The following is a 22,799-nucleotide window of genomic DNA, read 5'->3' as shown; positions in this document are numbered from 1 at the left end:
GCCGGAGGCCTACGCGTCGTAGGAGTCGGCCTTCTTCGGCGATACGTCCTGCACCGCCCCGCTCAGCGCGGACGCGCGGGAGCTGAACTTGTCGACGTCTACGTCGTGCTCCTTGAGCACCCTGATCGCGGCCCGGTGCACCGCCCGCAGCACCGGCGTGGCCGCGCGCAGCGCGTCGTCGGCCATGAAGCGGTGCCGCCAGGGCTGGTCGGCCCAGGCGTGCCGCAGGCCGAAGGGCTCGGGCAGCCCGATGGAGCCGCCGAGCCACTTCAGCACCGGCGGGTACCAGCTGATCGTGGCCCGCGCTGCGAGCCGGACCACCTCGTCGGTGGTGACCAGCGGAAGCTTGATCGTCCGGGTCTCCCAGAAGCGGACGGTCTTGGCGACCTCCTTGGTGGGGGCCTCGGGCTTGCTGCTGAACAGGCCGTTGACCGGGCCCAGGGCGTGTCCGGTGACCTCGATGCGCAGGGTCTCCTTCAGCACGGTCACGGTGATCATCAGGGTGAGGATCAGATCGCCGTTCCACAGGTGCGGCCACTGCACGCCCAGGTAGTGCCGGTCGCCGCCGTCGAACTGCTGGTTGTTGCAGATGTCCTCGACGGCCCTGGGCTTGACCTGGTACGCCTCCACGTCGGTGCCCTCGGGCCTGGCCACCGCCTTGGCGTTCTCGCCCACGTGCGTGACGACCCAGTGCCGTACCGACGGGGCGGGGAAGCCGCCGGTCTTCAGCCGCTGCCGGTGCAGCACGCTCAGCTCGTCGTGGATCGCCCGGATGACCGTCCAGCTGCGGAACTCGTGAATGCCCTTGACCGGGTCGAGCGGCACCAGCTCCTCCGCGAGGTGCCAGGAGCCCCAGCGCGTGCCCATGCCGAGGACGCCCTTGGGGCCGGCGTAGAAGACCGAGTTGGACTGCTGCTCGGCGCTGAGCCGGGCCAGGGACTGGCGCAGCTGCTCGGCCGCGGCCTGGTCGGGGCTGGTCGGCACCGCCTCGGGGACCTTCGCGCCGACACTGCCGCCGGACAGCAGACCGTCCCAGCGCTCGCGCAGGTCCTTCGCGGTGCTCTCGCAGACCCGCTTGGCCAGGAACCAGCCGGCCACGGGGGCGACGATGCAGCCGCGCGCGTACCACCCCGCCAGACCGGTGAACGGCATCTTGACCAGGAAGAGCACGGCGAGCGCGCCCACGGCGACCAGCAGACCGGTGCCCAGCCCGGAGATCCGCTTGTTGTCCGTCTTCCCCATGGTGGCCCGGAGCTGGAAGACGAGCAACCAGACCAGCAGACCCGGCAGGAAGAGCACGCCGCACAGCAGCATGAGGCCGGTCAGCTTCTTGTCGCGCTCGCGGCGGATGCGGCTGGCCGCGAGGCAGTGCTCGACGACCACCTGCGGCTCGCTGCCGAAGGACTGGATGAGCGGCTTGCGGCCGACGCCCAGCATGCGGTCGATCACCGCCTGCGAGTACGCCTCACCGAAGTTGGGCCGGAAGATCTTCGCCCACTTGCGGCCCTCGGAGACCGTCGACTGATGCCACTCGTTGTCCGCCTTCTTGATCTCCTCCATCGGGGTGTCCCGGTAGGCCGCAGAGGCCAGGGCGAACGTCGGTGCCTGTCCCTCGCCGCCCGTCCGGGGCACCTGTGGCCCGAAGAAGTCCTCCACGGTCATTCCCGCCCCCACTCGCCGCAGTCTCGCTCCTGCGGCCTTCCCGACTTCCGTACTCCGCACACCTGTTGATCAGGTCATCAGCGTATCTCCAGCCACCGACATCCGTCGGCGGACGGCCGCAGCCGCCCGCCGATGCGGAGGATCATCGTCCCCACAGGCCACTTGAGTGCGGCCCAGTCCCAACTGCTATCCGTCCTGCGCCTGTTGGCGCACCTTGTCGGCCACCTGGGGCGGCATCGGCTCGTGCCGGGCGTACGCGCGGTGGAAGCGGGCCGTGCCGTGGGAGAGGGACCGCAGGTCGACCGCGTACCGGCCGATCTCGATCTCGGGCACCTCGGCCCGTACGAGCGTGCGCCCGCCGGGCGTCTGCTCGGTGCCCAGCACCCGGCCGCGCCGCCCCGACAGATCGCTCATCACGGCGCCCACGTAGTCGTCGCCGGTCAGCACGGTCACCTCGGCCACCGGCTCGAGGAGATGGATCCGCGCGTCGGCCGCCGCCTCCCGCAGCGCGAGCGCGCCCGCCGTCTGGAACGCGGCGTCGGAGGAGTCCACCGAGTGCGCCTTGCCGTCGAGCAGCGTGACCCGCACGTCGACCAGCGGATGCCCGCCCACGATGCCCTTGGCCGCCTGCGCCCGGACACCCTTCTCGACGGACGGGATGAACTGCCGCGGCACCGCGCCGCCGACGACCTTGTCCACGAACTCGATGCCCGAACCGCCCGGCAGCGGCTCCACCTCGATCTCGCAGATCGCGTACTGCCCGTGCCCGCCGGACTGTTTGACGTGCCGCCCGCGCCCGGCCGACCGGTCCGCGAACGTCTCCCGCAGGGACACCTTGTGGGGCACGACGTCGACCTGGACGCCGTACCGGGAGCGCAGCCGCTCCAGGGCGACGTCCGCGTGCGCCTCGCCCAGGCACCACAGGACCACCTGGTGGGTCTGCTGGTTCTGCTCCAGGCGCATGGTCGGGTCCTCGGCGACCAGTCGGGACAGCCCCTGCGAGAGCTTGTCCTCGTCGGCCTTGCTGTGCGCCTGGATGGCCAGCGGCAGCAGCGGGTCCGGCATCTGCCAGGGCTCCATCAGCAGCGGGTCGTCCTTGGCGGAGAGCGTGTCGCCGGTCTCCGCGCGGCCGAGTTTCGCCACGCACGCGAGGTCGCCCGCGATGCAGTGCGTCAGCGCCCGCTGCTGCTTGCCGAAGGGCGCGGTCAGGGCGCCGACGCGCTCGTCCACGTCGTGGTCCTCGTGCCCGCGGTCGGCCAGGCCGTGTCCGGAGACATGGACGGTCTCGTCGGGGCGCAGGGTGCCGGAGAAGACGCGGACCAGCGAGACGCGGCCGACGTAGGGGTCGGAGGAGGTCTTCACGACCTCCGCGACCAGCGGACCGTCCGGATCGCACGGCTTCAGCTCGCGCGCCCTGCCATCGACCGTGGTCACCAGGGGCGCCTCGCGCTCCAGGGGCGTCGGGAAGCCCCGTGTGACCAGTTCCAGCAGCTCGACCGTGCCGATGCCCTGCCGGGCGCCGTCGGTCGCGGGCGCGGCCGCGAGGACGGGGAAGAACGAGCCGCGGGCGACCGCCCGCTCCAGGTCCTCGATCAGCGTCTTGACGTCGATCTGCTCGCCGCCGAGATAGCGGTCCATGAGGGTCTCGTCCTCGCTCTCGGCGATGATCCCCTCGATCAGCCGGTTGCGGGCCTCCTCGATGGCCGGCAACTGGTCCTCGTTCGGCTCGGACTCCTCGCGCGTGCCGGAGGAGTAGTCGAACAGCCGCTGCGACAGCAGCCCGGTCAGACCGGTCACGGGCGCGTGCCCGTCGGGCGCCTGCGGGCCGCGCAGCGGCAGGTACAGCGGGAGGACCGCGTCCGGATCGTCGCCGCCGAACGTCTCCGCGCAGACGCGGGTCATCTCCTCGAAGTCCGCGCGCGCGGACTCCAGGTGCGTGACCACGATCGCGCGCGGCATGCCGACCGCCGCGCACTCCTCCCACACCATGCGGGTCGAGCCGTCCACGCCGTCCGACGCCGAGACGACGAAGAGGGCCGCGTCCGCCGCACGCAGACCGGCCCTGAGTTCCCCGACGAAGTCGGCGTATCCGGGGGTGTCCAGAAGATTGACCTTGATGCCGTCCCAGTCGACCGGCACCAGGGAGAGCTGTACCGAGCGCTGCTGCCGGTGCTCGATCTCGTCGTAGTCCGAGACGGTGCCGCCGTCCTCCACACGGCCCGCCCGGTTCACCGCTCCCGCTGTCAGCGCGAGAGCCTCCACCAATGTCGTCTTGCCCGATCCGCAGTGGCCGACCAGCACCACATTCCGTACGGACGCGGGGTGGTCGGCCGCCGTAGCCCTGCCGGCGGCTCCGGGGTGTGTGTTCGCCTTGTCGCCCATTTCCTTGCCTCCCGTGCACGGTGAGGTCATTGGGGGCGCGGGCACGACGGCCCCGCGTGCGATGGCGGCTCCGGCGACGCCCGCGGTCCTTCGAGCTTTCCACTCCCGTCACCCCGCGTCCATACGACGGACGCGACGGGGCCTCGCGCCCCTGGTGAGGGCGGTGCGCGACCGGGCCGTGACCTGGATGCCGCGCCCCCGTGACACGTGCTGCGGGTGCCCGCCCGTCGCACACACGCGCGCGTGGCTACGATGGGCCAGCCGGTGGCCAGCAGGGGCCGCGGCCACACCGACCCTCGGGAAGGCCATGCTGAACAAGTACGCGCGTGCTTTCTTCACGCGTGTTCTCACGCCGTTCGCCTCGTTTCTGATCAGGCGGGGGGTCAGCCCCGACACGGTCACCCTGATCGGCACTGCCGGCGTGGTCGCGGGAGCGCTGGTCTTCTACCCCCGGGGCGAGTTCTTCTGGGGCACGGTCGTGATCACGCTCTTCGTGTTCTCCGACCTGGTCGACGGCAACATGGCCCGTCAGCTGGGCCGCTCCAGCCGCTGGGGCGCCTTCCTGGACTCCACGCTCGACCGCGTGGCCGACGGCGCGATCTTCGGCGGCCTCGCGCTCTGGTACGCCGGTGGCGGCGACGACATCGCGCTGTGCGCCGTCTCGATCTTCTGCCTGGCCAGCGGCCAGGTGGTGTCGTACACCAAGGCGCGCGGCGAGTCGATCGGCCTGCCGGTCGCGGTCAACGGACTCGTGGAGCGTGCCGAGCGCCTGGTGATCTCGTTGGTCGCGGCCGGCCTCGCCGGTCTGCACGCGTTCGGCGTGCCGGGCATCCAGTACCTGCTGCCGGTCGCGCTGTGGATCGTCGCCGTCGGCAGCCTGGTCACCCTGATCCAGCGGGTCGTCACGGTCCGGCGCGAGTCGGCCGAGGCGGAGGCCGCCGAGGCCGGCCAGGACGACGCCGACAGCGCCGAGAACGCCTCCCAGGGGAGTGAGGCGGCGAAGTGAGCCCCCAGGAGCGCCTGAGCGACGCGCTGTACGGCCTCGGCTGGAGCACCGTCAAAAAACTCCCCGAGCCGGTCGCCGTACGCCTCGGGCGGTCCATCGCCGACCTCGCGTGGAAGAAGCGCGGCAAGGGCGTGCGGCGGCTGGAGAGCAACTACGCGCGCGTGGTGCCCGGTGCGAGCCCCGAGCGGCTGGCCGAGCTGTCGCGCGCGGGCATGCGCTCGTACCTGCGGTACTGGATGGAGTCGTTCCGGCTGCCCGCGTGGAGCGAGGAGCGGATCCGCACGGGCTTCGAGCCCGAGGGCCTCCACCACCTGACCGACGGCATCGCCTCCGACCGGGGCGTCGTCCTCGCGCTGCCCCACATGGCGAACTGGGACCTGGCCGGCGCCTGGGTCACCACCGAGCTGAAGACCCCGTTCACCACGGTCGCCGAACGCCTCCGGCCCGAGACGCTGTACGACCGTTTCGTCGCCTATCGGGAGGGCCTCGGCATGGAGGTCCTGCCGCACAGCGGCGGCACCGCCTTCGGCACCCTGGCCCGGCGGCTGCGCGACGGCGGACTCGTCTGCCTGGTCGCCGAGCGCGACCTGTCCGCCTCGGGCGTCGAGGTGACGTTCTTCGGGGACACGGCGACCATGCCCGCGGGCCCGGCCCTGCTCGCCCAGCAGACCGGCGCCCTGCTGCTCCCCGTCACGCTCTGGTACGACGAATCGCCCGTCATGCGGGGCCGTGTCCATCCCCCGATCGAGGTACCCGACTCAGGTACCCGTGCCGAAAAGACGTCTGTGATGACACAGGCGCTGGCGGACGCCTTCGCCTCGGGCATCGCCGACCACCCGGAGGACTGGCACATGCTTCAGCGGTTGTGGCTCTCGGACCTCGATCCCACCAAGAGGTCCTCGTGAGGATCGGCATCGTCTGCCCGTACTCCTGGGACGTGCCGGGCGGCGTCCAATTCCACATCCGCGACCTCGCCGAGTACTTCATCCGGCTCGGCCACGAGGTGTCCGTGCTCGCCCCGGCGGACGACGACACCCCGCTGCCGCCGTACGTCGTCTCGGCCGGGCGCGCGGTGCCGGTGCCGTACAACGGGTCGGTGGCCCGGCTGAACTTCGGCTTCCTGAGCGCCGCGCGGGTGCGGCGCTGGCTGCACGACGGCGCCTTCGACGTCATCCACATCCACGAGCCGACCTCGCCCTCGCTCGGCCTGCTGGCCTGCTGGGCGGCGCAGGGGCCCATCGTGGCCACCTTCCACACGTCCAACCCGCGCTCGCGCGCGATGATCGCCGCGTACTCGATCCTCCAGGCCGCCCTGGAGAAGATCAGCGCGCGGATCGCCGTGAGCGAGTACGCCCGCCGCACCCTGGTCGAGCACCTCGGCGGCGACGCGGTCGTCATCCCCAACGGCGTCGACGTGGACTTCTTCGCCGAGGCCGAGCCCAAGGCCGAGTGGCAGGGCGAGACGCTCGGCTTCGTCGGCCGGATCGACGAGCCCCGCAAGGGCCTGCCGGTGCTGATGAAGGCCCTGCCGAGGATCTTCGCCGAGCGGCCGGACGCCCGGCTGCTGGTCGCCGGGCGCGGCGACGCGGAGGAGGCGGTGGCCGGTCTGCCGAAGGAATTGCGCACGCGCGTGGAGTTCCTCGGCATGGTCAGTGACGAGGACAAGGCCCGCTTCCTGCGCAGCGTCGACCTGTACGTCGCCCCCAACACCGGCGGCGAGAGCTTCGGCATCATCCTCGTCGAGGCCATGTCGGCCGGGGCGCCGGTGCTCGCCTCCGACCTCGACGCCTTCGCCCAGGTCCTCGACCAGGGCGCGGCGGGCGAACTCTTCGCCAACGAGGACGCGGACGCGCTGGCCGAGGCGGCGGTGCGGCTCCTGGGCGACCCCGCGCGACGGGCCGAACTGCGCGCGCGGGGCAGCGCCCACGTACGGCGCTTCGACTGGTCGACCGTCGGCGCGGACATCCTGTCGGTGTACGAGACGGTGACGGCGGGAGCGGCGGCGGTGGCCGCGGCCGACGACGACCGGGGCTCCCCGGGGCTGCGGGCACGGCTCGGACTGGCCCGGGACTGAGCCGGCCCCAGGTGCCTGACGGGGGCCGCCCGCACCCGCACCGGTAGCCTTGCCGCCCGTGACCGCAACCCTCATCTGGGCCCTCGTCGTCCTCGTCGCGATCGGCCTGTACCTGAGCTGGACGGCGGGGCGGCTGGACCGTCTGCACGCCCGGATCGACGCCACCCGCGCCGCGCTGGACGCCCAGCTGCTGCGCCGGGCGTCCGTGGCCCAGGAACTGGCCACCTCCGGAGTGCTCGACCCGGCCGCCTCGATCGTGCTGTACGAGGCCGCGCACGCCGCCCGGCAGACCGAGGAGGAGCAGCGGGAGGTCGCCGAGAGCGAGCTGAGCCAGGCGCTGCGGGCGGTCTTCGCGGACACGGCACAGGTGGACGCCGTACGCGAGGCGCCCGGGGGAGAGGCGACGACCCGCGAACTCACCGAGGCCGTCCGCCGCGTCCCGATGGCCCGGCGCTTCCACAACGACGCCGTCGGCGCGGCCCGCCGCCTGCGCGAACACCGCAAGGTCCGCTGGTTCCGCCTGGCGGGCCACGCCCCCTTCCCGATGGCCTTCGAAATGGACGACGAACCCCCGCCGGCCCTGTCCGAGCGGGCGGCCTGAGCCGACTCGGCGGTTCCGACCGGGGTGGGGGCCGAAATAAGGATCCACCGGGAAAAGGATCCACCGGCTTTCCATTGGCCCTTGCTGTGGACTGGTCGGCTCGCGTTTCCTCGGTGTTCGCAGAAACCCTCTTTCACTTCAGTGAGGTCAACCCGTGTCCAGCACCGAGAACCAGGCCCCCGAGATCGGCACCGCACGCGTGAAGCGCGGTATGGCCGAGCAGCTCAAGGGCGGCGTGATCATGGACGTCGTGACGCCGGAGCAGGCCAAGATCGCCGAGGACGCGGGCGCCGTCGCCGTCATGGCCCTGGAGCGGGTCCCGGCCGACATCCGCAAGGACGGCGGAGTGGCCCGGATGTCCGACCCGGACATGATCGAGGGCATCATCGAGGCCGTCTCGATCCCGGTCATGGCCAAGTCCCGTATCGGCCACTTCGTCGAGGCCCAGGTGCTCCAGTCCCTCGGCGTCGACTACATCGACGAGTCCGAGGTCCTCACCCCGGCCGACGAGGTCAACCACTCCGACAAGTGGGCCTTCACCACCCCCTTCGTCTGCGGTGCCACCAACCTGGGCGAGGCCCTGCGCCGCATCGCCGAGGGCGCCGCGATGATCCGCTCCAAGGGCGAGGCCGGCACCGGCAACGTCGTCGAGGCCGTCCGCCACCTGCGCCAGATCAAGAACGAGATCGCCCGCCTGCGCGGCTACGACAACAACGAGCTGTACGCCGCCGCCAAGGAACTGCGCGCCCCGTACGAGATCGTCAAGGAGGTCGCCGAACTCGGCAAGCTCCCGGTCGTGCTGTTCTCCGCCGGTGGCGTCGCCACCCCCGCCGACGCCGCGCTGATGCGCCAGCTCGGCGCCGAGGGCGTCTTCGTCGGCTCCGGCATCTTCAAGTCCGGCGACCCGGCCAAGCGCGCCGCCGCCATCGTGAAGGCCACCACCTTCTACGACGACCCGAAGATCATCGCGGACGCGTCCCGCAACCTGGGCGAGGCCATGGTCGGCATCAACTGCGACACCCTCCCCGAGGCCGAGCGCTACGCCAACCGCGGCTGGTAGTCACCCATGAGCACACCCGTCATAGGCGTCCTGGCCCTCCAGGGCGACGTACGGGAGCACCTCATCGCCCTGGCCGCGGCAGACGCCGTGGCCAGGCCGGTGCGGCGCCCCGAGGAGCTCGCCGAGGTGGACGGCCTGGTCATCCCGGGCGGCGAGTCCACGACCATCTCCAAGCTGGCCGTCCTGTTCGGCCTGATGGAGCCCCTCCGCGCGCGCGTGCGGGCCGGTATGCCCGTCTACGGCACCTGCGCGGGCCTGATCATGCTCGCCGACAAGATCCTCGACCCGCGCTCGGGCCAGGAGACCGTCGGCGGCATCGACATGATCGTGCGCCGCAACGCCTTCGGGCGGCAGAACGAGTCCTTCGAGGCGGCGGTCGACGTCGCGGGCGTCGAGGGCGATCCTGTGGAGGGCGTCTTCATCCGCGCCCCCTGGGTGGAGTCCGTGGGCGCCGCGGCCGAGGTGCTCGCCGAACACGACGGCCACATCGTCGCGGTCCGCCAGGGCAACGCGCTCGCCACGTCGTTCCACCCGGAGCTGACCGGCGACCACCGCGTGCACGCCCTGTTCGTGGACATGGTGCGCGCGAACCGACCGGCGGAGTCCTTGTAGGATCTCTGGCGTTCGTTAGTGGATGGGTAACGCGAAGGAGACAGGCAGATGTCCGGCCACTCTAAATGGGCTACGACGAAGCACAAGAAGGCCGTGATCGACGCCAAGCGCGGCAAGCTCTTCGCGAAGCTGATCAAGAACGTCGAAGTCGCGGCGCGCATGGGTGGCGTGGATCTCGAGGGCAACCCGACGCTGTACGACGCCGTCCAGAAGGCGAAGAAGCAGTCGGTTCCGAACAAGAACATCGACTCCGCGATCAAGCGCGGCGGCGGTCTCGAGGCCGGCGGTGCCGACTACGAGACGATCATGTACGAGGGCTACGGCCCGAACGGCGTCGCGGTGCTCATCGAGTGCCTCACCGACAACCGCAACCGCGCCGCCTCCGACGTCCGCGTCGCCATGACCCGCAACGGCGGCTCCATGGCCGACCCGGGCTCGGTGTCGTACCTCTTCAACCGCAAGGGCGTCGTCATCGTCCCCAAGGGCGAGCTGTCCGAGGACGACGTGCTGGGTGCCGTCCTGGACGCGGGTGCCGAGGAGGTCAACGACCTGGGCGAGTCCTTCGAGGTGCTCAGCGAGGCCACCGACCTGGTCGCGGTCCGCACCGCCCTCCAGGACGCCGGGATCGACTACGACTCCGCCGAGGCCAACTTCGTCCCGACCATGCAGGTCGAGCTGGACGAGGAGGGCGCCAAGAAGATCTTCAAGCTGATCGACGCGCTCGAGGACAGCGACGACGTGCAGAACGTCTTCGCCAACTTCGATGTCAGCGACGAGATCATGGAGAAGGTCGACGCGTAACGCCGCCGCGCGCCGCACAGGCCGAACGGGCCGACGGGACACACCCCGTCGGCCCGTCGCTGTGTCGGCCGCTGTCAGTGGCACCCGATAGCCTGCACGAACCGGCGATCGAAAGGGAGGGGCGCGTGCGCGTACTCGGGGTGGACCCCGGACTGACGCGATGTGGTGTCGGTGTCGTCGAGGGGGTCCCGGGCCGGCCGCTCACCATGCTCGGCGTGGGCGTCGTCCGCACACCGTCCGACGCGGAACTGGGCCTGCGCCTGGTCGCCGTCGAGCAGGGCATCGAGCACTGGCTCGACGAGTACCGGCCCGAATTCGTCGCCGTGGAGCGGGTGTTCAGCCAGCACAACGTCCGCACCGTGATGGGCACCGCCCAGGCCAGCGCCGTCGCCATGCTCTGCGCCGCCCGGCGCGGCATCCCGGTCGCCCTGCACACGCCCAGCGAGGTCAAGGCGGCCGTCACCGGCAGCGGGCGCGCCGACAAGGCCCAGGTCGGCGCCATGGTCACCCGGCTGCTCCGGCTCGACGCACCCCCCAAGCCGGCCGACGCCGCCGACGCCCTCGCCCTCGCCATCTGCCACATCTGGCGCGCCCCCGCGCAGAACCGGTTGCAGCAGGCCGTCGCCCTCCACGCGGCCACAGCACCGACCACATCGAAAGGCCGTACGGCATGATCGCCTTCGTCAGCGGCACGGTCGCCGCACTCGCTCCCGACGCCGCGGTGGTCGAGGTGGGCGGAGTCGGCATGGCCGTCCAGTGCACGCCGAACACACTGTCCGCGCTCCGGCTCGGGCAGCAGGCCAAGCTCGCCACCTCCCTCGTCGTACGCGAGGACTCCCTGACCCTGTACGGCTTCGCGGACGACGACGAACGCCAGATCTTCGAACTGCTGCAGACCGCGACCGGTGTGGGACCCCGCCTGGCCCAGGCCATGCTGGCCGTGCACACGCCGGACGCCCTGCGCCGAGCGGTGGCCGCAGGGGACGAGAAGGCGCTCATGGCCGTGCCGGGCATCGGCAAGAAGGGCGCGCAGAAGCTGCTGCTGGAGTTCAAGGACCGGCTGGGCGAGCCGATCGGCGCTCCCGCGGTCGGCACCCCGGTCACCAGCGGCTGGCGCGAGCAGCTGCACGCCGCCCTGATCGGCCTCGGCTACGCCACCCGCGAGGCCGACGAGGCGATCGCCGCCGTGACACCCCAGGCCGAGGCCGCGCAGGGCGCGCCCCAGGTGGGCCAGCTGCTCAAGGCCGCCCTGCAGACCCTGAACCGCGCCCGCTAGGAGAACGTCAGTGAACTGGGACGACACGACCGACACCGACGCCGCCGGCGAGCGGCTGGTGGGCCCTGTCGCCGACCGCGAGGACCAGGCCGTCGAGGCCGCCCTGCGCCCCAAGGACCTGGGCGAGTTCATCGGCCAGGAGAAGGTCCGCGAACAGCTCGACCTCGTCCTGCGCGCAGCACGCGCGCGGGGCGCCACCGCCGACCACGTGCTGCTCTCCGGCGCCCCCGGCCTCGGCAAGACGACCCTCTCGATGATCATCGCCGCCGAGATGGGCGCCCCCATCCGCATCACCTCCGGCCCCGCCATCCAGCACGCCGGCGACCTCGCCGCGATCCTCTCCTCCCTCCAGGAGGGCGAGGTCCTCTTCCTCGACGAGATCCACCGCATGTCCCGGCCCGCCGAGGAGATGCTCTACATGGCGATGGAGGACTTCCGCGTCGACGTCATCGTCGGCAAGGGCCCCGGCGCCACCGCCATCCCGCTCGAACTTCCGCCCTTCACCCTGGTCGGCGCCACCACGCGCGCGGGTCTGCTGCCGCCCCCGCTGCGCGACCGCTTCGGCTTCACCGCGCACATGGAGTTCTACGAGCCCGCGGAACTCCAGCGGGTCGTCCACCGCTCCGCGCACCTCCTCGACGTCGAGATCGACACCGCCGGCGCCGCCGAGATCGCCGGCCGCTCCCGCGGCACCCCCCGCATCGCCAACCGCCTGCTGCGCCGCGTCCGCGACTACGCGCAGGTCAAGGCCGACGGCGTGATCGACCGCGAGATCGCCTCGGCGGCCCTCGCCGTCTACGAGGTCGACGCCCGGGGCCTGGACCGGCTCGACCGCGCGGTCCTGGAGGCCCTGCTCAAGCTGTTCGGCGGCGGCCCGGTCGGCCTGTCCACGCTCGCCGTCGCGGTGGGGGAGGAGCGCGAGACCGTCGAGGAGGTCGCCGAGCCGTTCCTCGTGCGCGAAGGGCTCCTCGCCCGCACCCCGCGCGGCCGCGTCGCGACCCCGGCCTCCTGGGCGCACCTCGGTCTCACCCCGCCGCGCACCGCCGCCGGAAACGGACAACCGGACCTGTTCGGGACGTGACAAGAAGGGGCGGCCGGGGCCGGCGGGGCGCCCACCAGGGCACGGCTGGGTCACAGACGGCCCATCGGCGCGCCATCGGCAGGTCATCGGCGGGGGCATTCGCGGGGCCAGGAACCCAGGTGCCATGCTGAGCGTTGTTCCATGCACGCGGACTCGCTTAGACTCCGCCGATGCCGCCCTTGTCGGCAGCGCACATACCCCCATCCATCAGGCCGCTCACCATCGCGGTCGTGTGAAGGAAGTACCGACCCGTGAGTCTCGTGACCCTCCTCCCGTTCATCGTGCTCATCGGGGCCATGTTCCTGATGACCCGGTCGGCCAAGAAGAAGCAGCAGCAGGCGGCCGACATGCGGAATCAAATGCAGCCCGGCAGTGGCGTCCGCACCATCGGGGGCATGTACGCGACGGTCAAGGAGGTCAGTGACGACACGGTCCTCCTCGACGCCGGTCCGGGCGTGGAACTGCTCTTCGCCAAGAACTCCATCGGTGCCGTCCTGACCGACGACGAGTACAACCGGATCGTCCACGGCATCGAGCACGATCTGAAGTCCGACTCCCACGTCGTCCCGGACGACGCCTCCTCCCTCACCGAGTCCGCCGACACCGACGGCTCCGCCGACGAAGCTGCCGCCGCCTCCGACGACAAGTCCGTCGACCTCGGCAAGAAGGACGGGCCCGACGAGGTCAAGGAGAAGGCCGCCGAGCCCGAGGCCCAGCAGGCCGAGGCCGACGAGGAGCCGGAGAAGACCGACGGCGACTCCGACGCGAAGAAGTAGTCACGACCCCGGGGCACACGGATCACCCGTGTGCCCCGGGGCGTGCGCATCTCGCCGGAGATCCCGACTACATGTCATGGCCGCCGCCGCGCTGACCCGGCGCGAGGCGGCCCGAGAGGGAGTACGAGAAGGTGGCAGCACCTAAGAAGGGCCGGAGCGCGAGCGCCCAGAGCAAGCCAGGGCGCTCGCTGGCCTTGATCCTGATCGCCATCGTGGCGCTGACCGGAGGCATGTTCGCCACCGGGCACACCACACCGCGTCTGGGCATCGACCTCGCCGGCGGTACCAGCATCACGCTGGAGGCGAAGGCCGACCAGGGCTCCGCGATCAACAAGGCCAACATGGACACCGCGGTCGAGATCATGAACCGCCGTGTCAACGGCCTGGGCGTCTCCGAGGCGGAGGTGCAGACCCAGGGCGATCGCAACATCATCGTGAACATCCCCAAGGGCACGAACTCCGAGGAAGCCCGGGAGCAGGTCGGCACCACCGCCAAGCTGTACTTCCGTCCGGTCCTGGCGCAGGAGGCCACCGGCTCCGCCGCCGCCCCCTCGCCCAGCGCGTCCGCGAGCGGCACGTCCAGCGCCTCGCCGAGCGCGTCACCCAGCGCCACCGGGTCCACCGGCGAGAAGGCGACCTCCTCGACGTCCCCGTCGGCCGACGCCACCTCGCAGGGCCGCGCCGTCACCGACGCGCTGAAGGCCGACGCCACCCCGTCGGCGTCCGCCAGTGACTCCGCCAAGGCATCCGCCACCCCGTCCGCGTCGGCGAGCGACGCGGCCGTCACCGCCGACGACGCCGCCCTCCAGGCGAAGTACGCGGCCCTGGACTGCTCCAAGGAGTCCGTCCGCGCCAAGGCCGGCGACGGCGTCAAGCCCGGCGACGCGACCGTCGCCTGCGGCGAGATCGACAAGGTCTGGTACAAGTACCTGCTCGGCCCGGCCGCCGTCGACGGCACCGAGGTCAAGAAGGCCCAGGCGGTCTACGACACGCAGACCGCCGCCGGCTGGCAGGTCACGATGACCTTCACCTCCAAGGGCGCCGACAAGTTCGCGGACATCACGGGCCAGCTCGCGCAGAACACCCAGCCGCAGAACGAGTTCGGCATCGTCCTCGACGGCGAGGTCGTCTCCAGCCCGTACGTGAGCACCTCCATCACCGGTGGCCAGGCGCAGATCTCCGGCAGCTTCACGCAGGAGGAGGCCCAGAACCTCTCCAACATGCTGTCGTACGGCGCGCTCCCGCTCTCCTTCAAGGAGCAGAGCGTGACCACGGTGACCGCCGCGCTCGGCGGTGACCAGCTGCGCGCCGGTCTGCTCGCCGGTGCCATCGGCCTCGCCCTGGTCGTCATCTACCTGGTGGCCTACTACCGCGGTCTGTCGCTCATCGCGATCGCCTCGCTGCTCGTCTCCGCGGCTCTCACCTACGTGCTCATGGCGCTGCTCGGCCCGGCCATCGGCTTCGCGCTGAACCTGCCCGCCGTCTGCGGGGCCATCGTCGCCATCGGCATCACAGCGGACTCGTTCATCGTGTACTTCGAACGCGTCCGCGACGAGATCCGCGAGGGCCGCACCCTGCGGCCCGCCGTCGAGCGGGCCTGGCCGCGCGCCCGGCGCACCATCCTGGTCTCCGACTTCGTGTCGTTCCTCGCCGCCGCGGTGCTCTTCATCGTCACGGTCGGCAAGGTCCAGGGCTTCGCGTTCACGCTGGGTCTCACCACCGTCCTCGACGTGGTCGTGGTCTTCTTCTTCACCAAGCCGCTGATGACGCTCATCGCCCGCCGGAAGTTCTTCGCCGACGGCCACAAGTGGTCCGGGCTCGACCCCAAGAGCCTGGGTGCCAAGCCGCCGCTGCGCCGTACCCGCCGTCCCTCCGGTCTTGGTGCCGGCCCTGTCGACACGAAGGAGGCGTGAGCGATGTCGAAACTCGGCAACCTCGGCGCCCGACTGCACCGCGGCGAGATCAGCTACGACTTCATCGGCCACCGCAAGCTCTGGTACAGCATCTCGATCCTGATCACCATCACGGCCATCGTCGGCCTGGCGGTGCGCGGCCTGAACATGGGCATCGACTTCCAGGGCGGCGCCGTCTTCACCACCGAGAAGACCAGCGTCTCCGTCTCCCAGGCCGAGGAGTACGCGCGGGACGCGTCCGGCCATGACGCGGTCGTGCAGAAGCTGGGCAACGGCACGCTGCGCATCCAGATCGCCGGCATGGACACCCAGCAGTCCGACCAGATCAAGCAGGAACTGGCCGAGGACTTCAAGGTCGACCCGGAGTCGATCGCCGCCGACCTGGTCGGTCCCAGCTGGGGCGACCAGATCGCCGACAAGGCCTGGCAGGGCCTGGCGATCTTCATGGTCCTGGTCGTGATCTATCTGGCGATCGCCTTCGAATGGCGCATGGCCATCGCGGCGCTCGTCGCCCTGATCCACGACATCACCATCACGGTCGGCATCTACGCCCTCGTCGGCTTCGAGGTCACGCCGGGAACCGTGATCGGTCTGCTGACCATCCTCGGTTACTCGCTGTACGACACGGTCGTCGTCTTCGACTCCCTCAAGGAACAGACGAAGGACCTCACCAAGCAGACCCGCTTCACCTACAGCGAGGTCGCCAACCGTTCGATCAACGGCACCCTGGTCCGCTCGATCAACACCACGGTCGTCGCGCTGCTGCCGGTGGCGGGCCTGCTCTTCATCGGTGGCGGCTTCCTCGGCGCCGGCACGCTCAACGACATCTCGCTGTCGCTGTTCGTCGGCCTCGCGGCCGGTGCCTACTCGTCGATCTTCATCGCCACGCCGCTCGTCGCCGACCTCAAGGAGCGCGAGCCGCAGATGAAGGCCCTGAGGAAGCGTGTCCTGGCCAAGCGCGCCCAGGCCGCGGCCGGCGAGGACGTTGCCGTCTCCCACGGGTACGACGACGAGGACGCCACCCCCGCAGTCGTCGGACCGCGCGACCAGTCCGCGCCGCGCAGCCGTCGTCGTCCCTCCGGGAAGCGCCGATGACCGACATCAAGGAGCTGCTGCTCAGCCGCATCCGTGATGTGGCGGACTACCCGGAGCCGGGGGTGATGTTCAAGGACATCACTCCGCTCCTGGCGGACCCGGCGGCGTTCACCGCGCTCACCGACGCCTTCGCCGAGATCGCCGAGCGCACCGGCGCCACCAAGGTCATCGGCCTGGAGGCCCGGGGATTCATCCTCGGCGCCCCGGTCGCGGTCCGCGCCGGCCTCGGCTTCATCCCCGTACGCAAGGCGGGCAAGCTCCCCGGAGCCACCCTCAGCCAGGCCTACGACCTGGAGTACGGCTCGGCCGAGATCGAGGTGCACGCGGAGGACCTCTCCGCCGACGACCGCGTCCTGGTGGTCGACGACGTGCTGGCCACCGGCGGCACCGCCGAGGCGTCGATCCAGCTCATCCACCGTGCGGGCGCCGAGGTCGCGGGCGTCGCCGTACTGATGGAACTGAGCTTCCTCGCCGGCCGCCCCCGCCTGGAGGCGGCACTGGACGGAGCCCCGCTGGAGGCGCTGCTGACGGTCTGAGAACCGTCGTACGAACCGTGGTACGAACCGTCGTACGCCCGAGGGGCGGGCCCGGAGGAATCCGGCGCCCGCCCCTCGTGTTTCCCAGGTAGACGGCCCTCACATCGGCCTGAAGGCGATCCTGGAGCCCAGGATCGCTACGATGGGTCCTCCGGAGCCTGACCGGGGGACCCGGATCGCGCACGAGGAGTCCTCTTGCCAGACGAGGCCCAGCACCTGACCGCAGCCAAGCCCGAGTCCGCCTCGGGCCCGGCGGCCACGCCCGCGGCGCACGCGCAGAGCGACAGCCGCGGGCCGGTCGAACACGACCGTTCAGCGCCCGTCGACAAGCCGGCCGAGCAGCCCCGACCCAAGCCGGCCCCGCCCGAGCGCCCCGGCGCCACGCCCGCCGCCCGCCCCGCGGCGGCGCAGCCGTCCGCCCGCTCCGGCTCCTCCAACCGCGTCCGCGCCCGTCTCGCCCGGCTCGGCGTCCAGCGCGCCAACCCCTACAACCCGGTCCTGGAACCGCTGCTGCGCATAGTCCGCAGCAACGACCCCAAGATCGAGACGGCGACCCTGCGTCAGATCGAGAAGGCCTACCAGGTCGCCGAGCGCTGGCACCGGGGCCAGAAGCGCAAGAGCGGCGACCCGTACATCACGCACCCCCTCGCGGTGACCACGATCCTCGCCGAACTCGGCATGGATCCGGCCACCCTCATGGCGGGCCTGCTGCACGACACCGTCGAGGACACCGAGTACGGCCTGGACGACCTGCGCCGTGACTTCGGCGACGTGGTCGCCCTGCTCGTCGACGGCGTCACCAAGCTGGACAAGGTCAAGTTCGGCGAGGCCGCGCAGGCCGAGACCGTCCGCAAGATGGTCGTCGCCATGGCCAAGGACCCGCGGGTCCTGGTCATCAAGCTCGCCGACCGCCTGCACAACATGCGCACCATGCGCTACCTCAAGCGTGAGAAGCAGGAGAAGAAGGCGCGCGAGACCCTCGAGATCTACGCGCCGCTCGCTCACCGCCTCGGCATGAACACCATCAAGTGGGAACTGGAGGACCTCGCGTTCGCGATCCTCTACCCCAAGATGTACGACGAGATCGTCCGGCTGGTGGCCGAAAGGGCACCGAAGCGTGACGAGTATCTGGCCATAGTGACCGACGAGGTCCAGTCCGACCTGCGTGCCGCCCGCATCAAGGCGACCGTCACCGGCCGCCCGAAGCACTACTACAGCGTCTACCAGAAGATGATCGTCCGCGGCCGTGACTTCGCGGAGATCTACGACCTGGTGGGCATTCGCGTCCTGGTGGACACCGTCCGCGACTGCTACGCGGCCCTGGGCACCGTCCACGCCCGCTGGAACCCGGTTCCGGGGCGGTTCAAGGACTACATCGCGATGCCCAAGTTCAACATGTACCAGTCGCTGCACACGACGGTCATCGGGCCCAACGGCAAGCCGGTCGAACTCCAGATCCGTACGTTCGACATGCACCGCCGCGCCGAGTACGGCATCGCCGCGCACTGGAAGTACAAGCAGGAGGCCGTGGCCGGCGCCTCCAAGGTGCGTACCGACGTGCCCAAGGCGGGCAAGGGCAAGGACGACCACCTCAACGACATGGCGTGGCTGCGCCAGCTGCTCGACTGGCAGAAGGAGACCGAGGACCCCAGCGAGTTCCTGGAGTCCCTGCGCTTCGACCTCTCCCGCAACGAGGTCTTCGTCTTCACCCCGAAGGGTGATGTCATCGCGCTGCCCGCCGGTGCCACCCCCGTGGACTTCGCTTACGCGGTCCACACGGAGGTCGGCCACCGCACCATAGGGGCCCGGGTCAACGGCAGACTCGTCCCGCTGGAGTCCACGCTGGACAACGGTGACCTGGTGGAGGTCTTCACCTCCAAGGCGGCCGGGGCCGGCCCGTCCCGCGACTGGCTGGGCTTCGTCAAGTCGCCCCGGGCCCGCAACAAGATCCGCGCCTGGTTCTCCAAGGAGCGCCGCGACGAGGCGATCGAGCAGGGCAAGGACGCCATCGCCCGCGCGATGCGCAAGCAGAACCTGCCGATCCAGCGCATCCTCACCGGCGACTCGCTGGTCACCCTCGCGCACGAGATGCGCTACCCGGACATCTCCTCGCTCTACGCGGCGATCGGCGAGGGCCATGTGGCCGCGCAGAACGTCGTACAGAAGCTGGTGCAGGCGCTCGGCGGCGAGGAGGCGGCCACCGAGGAGATGGACGAGGCGGTACCGCCGTCGCACGGCCGCAGCCGCAAGCGGCGCAGCAACCAGGACCCCGGTGTCGTGGTCAAGGGTGTCGACGACGTCTGGGTCAAGCTGGCCCGCTGCTGTACGCCCGTCCCCGGCGACCCGATCATCGGCTTCGTCACCCGCGGTAGTGGCGTATCGGTTCACCGCAGCGACTGCGTCAACGTGGAGTCACTGTCCCGGGAGCCCGAGCGCATTCTGGAGGTCGAGTGGGCGCCCACCCAGTCCTCGGTCTTCCTGGTCGCCATCCAGGTCGAGGCGCTGGACCGCTCCCGGCTGCTCTCGGACGTCACCCGCGTGCTGTCCGACCAGCACGTCAACATCCTCTCCGCCGCCGTCCAGACCTCCCGCGACCGGGTCGCGACGTCCCGCTTCACCTTCGAGATGGGCGACCCGAAGCACCTGGGCCACGTCCTGAAGGCCGTACGGGGCGTGGAGGGCGTCTACGACGTCTACCGGGTGACGTCGGCCCGCCGGCCCTAGGGAACGCCGCGAGAACGCCGAGAGGCCCCCGTACACCCGTACGGGGGCCTCTCGCTGTGTGCCTGCGTCGGGCGATGCTCAGCCGCCGAACTCGTGGAGACCCTTCAGGGCCTGGTCCAGCAGGGCCTGGCGGCCCTCCAGCTCGCGCTCCAGCTTGTCGGCGCGGGCGGAGTTGCCCTGGGCGCGGGCCTGCTCGATCTGCGCCCTCAGCTTGTCCACGGCGGCCTGGAGCTGACCGGTGAGACCCTCGGCACGCGCGCGTGCCTCCGGGTTCGTCCGGCGCCACTCGGCCTCCTCGGCCTCCTGGAGCGCCCGCTCCACGGTGTGCATCCGGCCCTCCACCTTCGGCCGCGCGTCCCGCGGGACATGGCCGATGGCCTCCCAGCGCTCGTTGATCGTGCGGAACGCGGCCCGCGCCGACTTCAGATCGCCGATCGGCAGGAGCTTCTCGGCCTCCTCGGCCAGCTCCTCCTTGAGCTTGAGGTTCTCCGACTGCTCCGCGTCCCGCTCGGCGAAGACCGAGCTGCGGGCGGCGAAGAAGACGTCCTGGGCGCCGCGGAAGCGGTTCCACAGGTCGTCCTCGTGCTCGCGCTGCGCGCGGCCCGCGGCCTTCCAGTCCGCCATCAGCTCGCGGTAGCGCGCGGCCGTCGGACCCCAGTCCGTCGAACCCGACAGCGCCTCGGCCTCCGCGACCAGCCGCTCCTTCGTCCGGCGGGCCTCCTCGCGCTGCGCGTCGAGCTGCGCGAAGTGGGCCTTGCGGCGCTTGGAGAACGCCGAGCGCGCGTGGGAGAACCGGTGCCACAGCTCGTCGTCCGACTTGCGGTCCAGCCGCGGCAGGCCCTTCCAGATGTCCACCAGGGCGCGCAGCCGCTCACCGGCCGCCCGCCACTGGTCGGACTGGGCGAGCTGCTCGGCCTCGACGACCAGGTCCTCCTTGGCCTTGCGGGCCTCGTCGGACTGCTTGGCACGCTGCTGCTTGCGCTCCTCCCGGCGGGACTCCACGGTCGCCACCAGCTTGTCCAGCCGGACCCGCAGCGCGTCCAGGTCGCCGACCGCGTGATGCGCGTCGACCTGCTCGCGGATGTGGTCGATGGCGACCTGGGCGTCCTTCGCCGACAGGTCGGTGGTCTGTACTCGCTTCTCGAGGAGGCCGATCTCGACAACCAGGCCCTCGTACTTGCGCTCGAAGTAGGCCAGGGCTTCCTCGGGGGAACCGGCCTGCCAGGAACCGACGACCTGCTCGCCGTCGGCCGTACGCACGTACACGGTCCCCGTCTCGTCGACGCGGCCCCACGGGTCGCTGCTCACAGCGCCTCCTCCACATGATGCCTGCGAGGGGCTTCAGTGCCCCTGGGCATCGTCCACAGTTTCGTCACGGCCAACATAGGCGACCGGCAGGGCGCCTGTCCGCATCCAGCGCGACCGAAATTCCGCTGCTGGCCGCCTGGATGTCAGGACTTCGTGACCGTCGCCTTGTCGATCACTACGGTCGCGTTCGGAGCACCGTCACCGGCGCCGGTGTTCTCGCCCGCGGCGGCGATCTTCTGCAGGACCTTCATGCCCTCGGCCGACACCGTACCGAACGGTGTGTAGCTGGGCGGGAGCTGACTGTCCTGGTAGACGAGGAAGAACTGGCTGCCGCCGGTGTTCGGCTGCGAGGTGTTGGCCATCGCGACCGTGCCCGCCGGGTAGACGTTGTCCTTGAGGCTCTTGTCCTTCAGGTTCTCGTCCGGAATCGTGTAGCCGGGGCCGCCGCTGCCGGTGCCCGTCGGGTCGCCGCACTGGAGCACGTAGATGCCGCTCGACGTGAGCCGGTGGCACTTGGTGTGGTCGAAGTAGCCCTTGCCCGCCAGGAAGTCGAACGAGTTGACCGTGTGCGGGGCCGCGGCCGTCTTCAGCGCGATGTCTATCTCACCGCACGTCGTCGCCAGCTTCATCGTGTAGTCGGCCGACTTGTCGATGGTCATCGCCGGCTCCTTCTTCCAGGTCAGTTCCTCGACCTTCCCGGAAGCGGCCTTCTCGCACGGGTCCTTGACGGCGCCGGGCGTGGCGGACGGGGTGGTTTCCGAGCTCGCGTTCGCCTTGTCGTCGTCCTTCAGGACGCCCGTCGTGTAGAGCGCCAGGCTGCCCACCACGATCACGCCGAGCACCGACGCGATCACCGAGTTGCGCACGCGTGACTTGCGTCGCGCGGCCGTGCGGCGCTGTTGCTGCCGCAAGAACTTCTCCCGGGCGAGCTGACGCTTCCGCTGTTCCTGGGTGACCACCGGGTTCTCTCCTCGTGCGTCTCGTGCGTCTTGTCCGTCGACTGGGACGCGTGCGTCTTGTGAGCCGACCGCCCGCGTGTGCCCCGTACCGTATATGGGTTCGCTGAGGAAACGGCAGCGCCGGTAGTCTCTGACCACAGGTGAAGACCGTCGAGGCCTCCCGCGGGGCGTCGACAAGCCCTCCCGTATCGACACAACGAAGGACGATCGTGCTCATTGCCGGGTTCCCCGCCGGGGCCTGGGGGACGAACTGCTATCTCGTCGCCCCCGCCGCCGGTGAGGAGTGCGTGATCATCGACCCGGGCCACCAGGCGGCCCCCGGAGTCGAGGAAGCGATCAGGAAGCATCGGCTCAAGCCCGTCGCCGTCGTCCTCACCCACGGTCACATCGACCATGTGGCCTCGGTCGTCCCGGTGTGCGGCGCGCACGACGTGCCGGCCTGGATCCACCCCGAGGACCGGTACATGATGAGCGACCCCGAGAAGGCGCTCGGCCGGTCCATCGGGATGCCGCTGATGGGCGAGCTGACCGTGGGGGAGCCGGACGACGTCCGTGAACTGACCGACGGCGCGCGGCTGGAACTGGCCGGGCTGGAGCTCTCGGTCGCGCACGCACCGGGCCATACCAAGGGGTCGGTGACGTTCCGGATGCCCGAGACGACCGAGATCCCGTCGGTCTTCTTCTCCGGGGATCTGCTCTTCGCCGGCTCCATCGGACGCACCGACCTGCCCGGCGGTGACATGGCCGAGATGCTCGACTCGCTGGCCCGCGTGTGCCTGCCGCTCGACGACTCGACCGTGGTGCTGTCCGGCCACGGCCCCCAGACGACCATCGGCCAGGAGCGCGCCGCCAACCCGTACCTGCGACAGGTGGCGGCCGCCGGCCAGGGAGCGGGCCCTTCGGCCCCTCCCCGACGAGGAATGTGACGAGAGA

Annotated in this window: 20 protein-coding genes; 16 read left to right on the top strand and 4 right to left on the bottom strand. The window is 70.7% G+C overall.

Annotated features, from left to right (window positions below; translation table 11 throughout):
- Nucleotides 1-9 precede the first annotated feature (9 nt).
- Complete coding sequence (locus ACZ6D7_RS19340; RefSeq protein ID WP_469491832.1) at nt 10-1,662, bottom strand: hypothetical protein; 1,653 nt, start codon at nt 1,660-1,662, stop codon at nt 10-12.
- A gap of 186 nt (nt 1,663-1,848) precedes the next feature.
- A complete protein-coding gene (locus ACZ6D7_RS19335) occupies nt 1,849-4,044 on the bottom strand; it encodes an elongation factor G-like protein EF-G2 (protein WP_469491831.1) in 2,196 nt (731 codons plus the stop codon).
- A gap of 307 nt (nt 4,045-4,351) precedes the next feature.
- Here ACZ6D7_RS19335 and pgsA point away from each other — a divergent pair, with 307 nt between their 5' ends.
- The 15 genes from pgsA (at nt 4,352) to ACZ6D7_RS19260 (ending at nt 19,599) form a co-directional block, all read left to right on the top strand.
- Entirely contained in the window at nt 4,352-5,050 is a 699-nt protein-coding gene (pgsA, locus tag ACZ6D7_RS19330) for a phosphatidylinositol phosphate synthase (RefSeq protein ID WP_469491829.1), read from the top strand.
- The gene (locus tag ACZ6D7_RS19325) at nt 5,047-5,955 is read left to right on the top strand and encodes a phosphatidylinositol mannoside acyltransferase (protein ID WP_469491827.1); all 909 of its coding nucleotides are present in this window, start codon (nt 5,047-5,049) and stop codon (nt 5,953-5,955) included. Before pgsA ends, ACZ6D7_RS19325 begins: the two co-directional genes overlap by 4 nt.
- Nucleotides 5,952-7,124: a glycosyltransferase family 4 protein gene (locus ACZ6D7_RS19320; RefSeq protein WP_469491825.1), complete on the top strand. Its 1,173-nt coding sequence runs from the start codon at nt 5,952-5,954 to the stop codon at nt 7,122-7,124. Before ACZ6D7_RS19325 ends, ACZ6D7_RS19320 begins: the two co-directional genes overlap by 4 nt.
- Nucleotides 7,125-7,182: 58 nt before the next feature.
- Nucleotides 7,183-7,725: a LemA family protein gene (locus ACZ6D7_RS19315; RefSeq protein ID WP_469491822.1), complete on the top strand. Its 543-nt coding sequence runs from the start codon at nt 7,183-7,185 to the stop codon at nt 7,723-7,725.
- Nucleotides 7,726-7,879: 154 nt separating this feature from the next.
- A complete protein-coding gene (pdxS, locus tag ACZ6D7_RS19310) occupies nt 7,880-8,785 on the top strand; it encodes a pyridoxal 5'-phosphate synthase lyase subunit PdxS (protein ID WP_469491820.1) in 906 nt (301 codons plus the stop codon).
- A 6-nt stretch (nt 8,786-8,791) separates the two neighbouring features.
- A complete protein-coding gene (gene pdxT, locus ACZ6D7_RS19305) occupies nt 8,792-9,397 on the top strand; it encodes a pyridoxal 5'-phosphate synthase glutaminase subunit PdxT (RefSeq protein ID WP_469491818.1) in 606 nt (201 codons plus the stop codon).
- A 48-nt stretch (nt 9,398-9,445) separates the two neighbouring features.
- Nucleotides 9,446-10,198: a YebC/PmpR family DNA-binding transcriptional regulator gene (locus tag ACZ6D7_RS19300; RefSeq protein ID WP_469491816.1), complete on the top strand. Its 753-nt coding sequence runs from the start codon at nt 9,446-9,448 to the stop codon at nt 10,196-10,198.
- Between the two features lie 125 nt (nt 10,199-10,323).
- Nucleotides 10,324-10,872, top strand: a complete 549-nt coding sequence (gene ruvC, locus ACZ6D7_RS19295) for a crossover junction endodeoxyribonuclease RuvC (protein WP_469491814.1) — start codon at nt 10,324-10,326, stop codon at nt 10,870-10,872.
- The gene (gene ruvA, locus ACZ6D7_RS19290) at nt 10,869-11,474 is read left to right on the top strand and encodes a Holliday junction branch migration protein RuvA (RefSeq protein ID WP_469491812.1); all 606 of its coding nucleotides are present in this window, start codon (nt 10,869-10,871) and stop codon (nt 11,472-11,474) included. Before ruvC ends, ruvA begins: the two co-directional genes overlap by 4 nt.
- A gap of 10 nt (nt 11,475-11,484) precedes the next feature.
- Nucleotides 11,485-12,555, top strand: a complete 1,071-nt coding sequence (gene ruvB / locus ACZ6D7_RS19285) for a Holliday junction branch migration DNA helicase RuvB (RefSeq protein ID WP_469491810.1) — start codon at nt 11,485-11,487, stop codon at nt 12,553-12,555.
- 251 nt (nt 12,556-12,806) lie between these two features.
- Nucleotides 12,807-13,331 carry a preprotein translocase subunit YajC gene (gene yajC / locus ACZ6D7_RS19280; protein WP_469491808.1) on the top strand — a complete coding sequence of 175 codons (525 nt, stop codon included), beginning with the start codon at nt 12,807-12,809 and terminating at the stop codon, nt 13,329-13,331.
- Nucleotides 13,332-13,462: 131 nt separating this feature from the next.
- The gene (gene secD, locus ACZ6D7_RS19275) at nt 13,463-15,244 is read left to right on the top strand and encodes a protein translocase subunit SecD (RefSeq protein ID WP_469491805.1); all 1,782 of its coding nucleotides are present in this window, start codon (nt 13,463-13,465) and stop codon (nt 15,242-15,244) included.
- 3 nt (nt 15,245-15,247) lie between these two features.
- On the top strand, nt 15,248-16,339 hold the full coding sequence (gene secF / locus ACZ6D7_RS19270) for a protein translocase subunit SecF (protein ID WP_469491803.1): 1,092 nt from the start codon (nt 15,248-15,250) through the stop codon (nt 16,337-16,339).
- Nucleotides 16,336-16,875, top strand: a complete 540-nt coding sequence (locus ACZ6D7_RS19265; protein ID WP_469491801.1) for an adenine phosphoribosyltransferase — start codon at nt 16,336-16,338, stop codon at nt 16,873-16,875. Before secF ends, ACZ6D7_RS19265 begins: the two co-directional genes overlap by 4 nt.
- 195 nt (nt 16,876-17,070) lie before the next feature.
- A complete protein-coding gene (locus ACZ6D7_RS19260; RefSeq protein WP_469491799.1) occupies nt 17,071-19,599 on the top strand; it encodes a RelA/SpoT family protein in 2,529 nt (842 codons plus the stop codon).
- A 78-nt stretch (nt 19,600-19,677) separates the two neighbouring features.
- Here ACZ6D7_RS19260 and ACZ6D7_RS19255 read toward each other — a convergent pair whose 3' ends face one another.
- On the bottom strand, nt 19,678-20,907 hold the full coding sequence (locus ACZ6D7_RS19255; RefSeq protein ID WP_469491797.1) for a DUF349 domain-containing protein: 1,230 nt from the start codon (nt 20,905-20,907) through the stop codon (nt 19,678-19,680).
- A gap of 143 nt (nt 20,908-21,050) precedes the next feature.
- Nucleotides 21,051-21,866: a peptidylprolyl isomerase gene (locus ACZ6D7_RS19250; RefSeq protein ID WP_469491795.1), complete on the bottom strand. Its 816-nt coding sequence runs from the start codon at nt 21,864-21,866 to the stop codon at nt 21,051-21,053.
- 209 nt (nt 21,867-22,075) lie between these two features.
- Between ACZ6D7_RS19250 and ACZ6D7_RS19245 the strand changes: the two genes are divergently transcribed.
- Nucleotides 22,076-22,792, top strand: a complete 717-nt coding sequence (locus ACZ6D7_RS19245) for an MBL fold metallo-hydrolase (RefSeq protein ID WP_469491793.1) — start codon at nt 22,076-22,078, stop codon at nt 22,790-22,792.
- Nucleotides 22,793-22,799: the final 7 nt, after the last annotated feature.

The organism is Streptomyces sp. NPDC041784 (genome assembly GCF_055591025.1).
This window is presented reverse-complemented; position numbering and strand designations above follow the sequence as displayed.

Bases quoted from the DNA above. Each gene is read 5' to 3' on its own strand.
- ACZ6D7_RS19340 (WP_469491832.1), bottom strand. From the start codon at position 1,662: ATGACCGTGGAGGACTTCTTCGGGCCACAGGTGCCCCGGACGGGCGGC.
- ACZ6D7_RS19335 (WP_469491831.1), bottom strand. From the start codon at position 4,044: ATGGGCGACAAGGCGAACACACACCCCGGAGCCGCCGGCAGGGCTACG.
- pgsA (WP_469491829.1), top strand. From the start codon at position 4,352: ATGCTGAACAAGTACGCGCGTGCTTTCTTCACGCGTGTTCTCACGCCG.
- pdxT (WP_469491818.1), top strand. From the start codon at position 8,792: ATGAGCACACCCGTCATAGGCGTCCTGGCCCTCCAGGGCGACGTACGG.
- ACZ6D7_RS19300 (WP_469491816.1), top strand. From the start codon at position 9,446: ATGTCCGGCCACTCTAAATGGGCTACGACGAAGCACAAGAAGGCCGTG.
- ruvA (WP_469491812.1), top strand. From the start codon at position 10,869: ATGATCGCCTTCGTCAGCGGCACGGTCGCCGCACTCGCTCCCGACGCC.
- secF (WP_469491803.1), top strand. From the start codon at position 15,248: ATGTCGAAACTCGGCAACCTCGGCGCCCGACTGCACCGCGGCGAGATC.
- ACZ6D7_RS19265 (WP_469491801.1), top strand. From the start codon at position 16,336: ATGACCGACATCAAGGAGCTGCTGCTCAGCCGCATCCGTGATGTGGCG.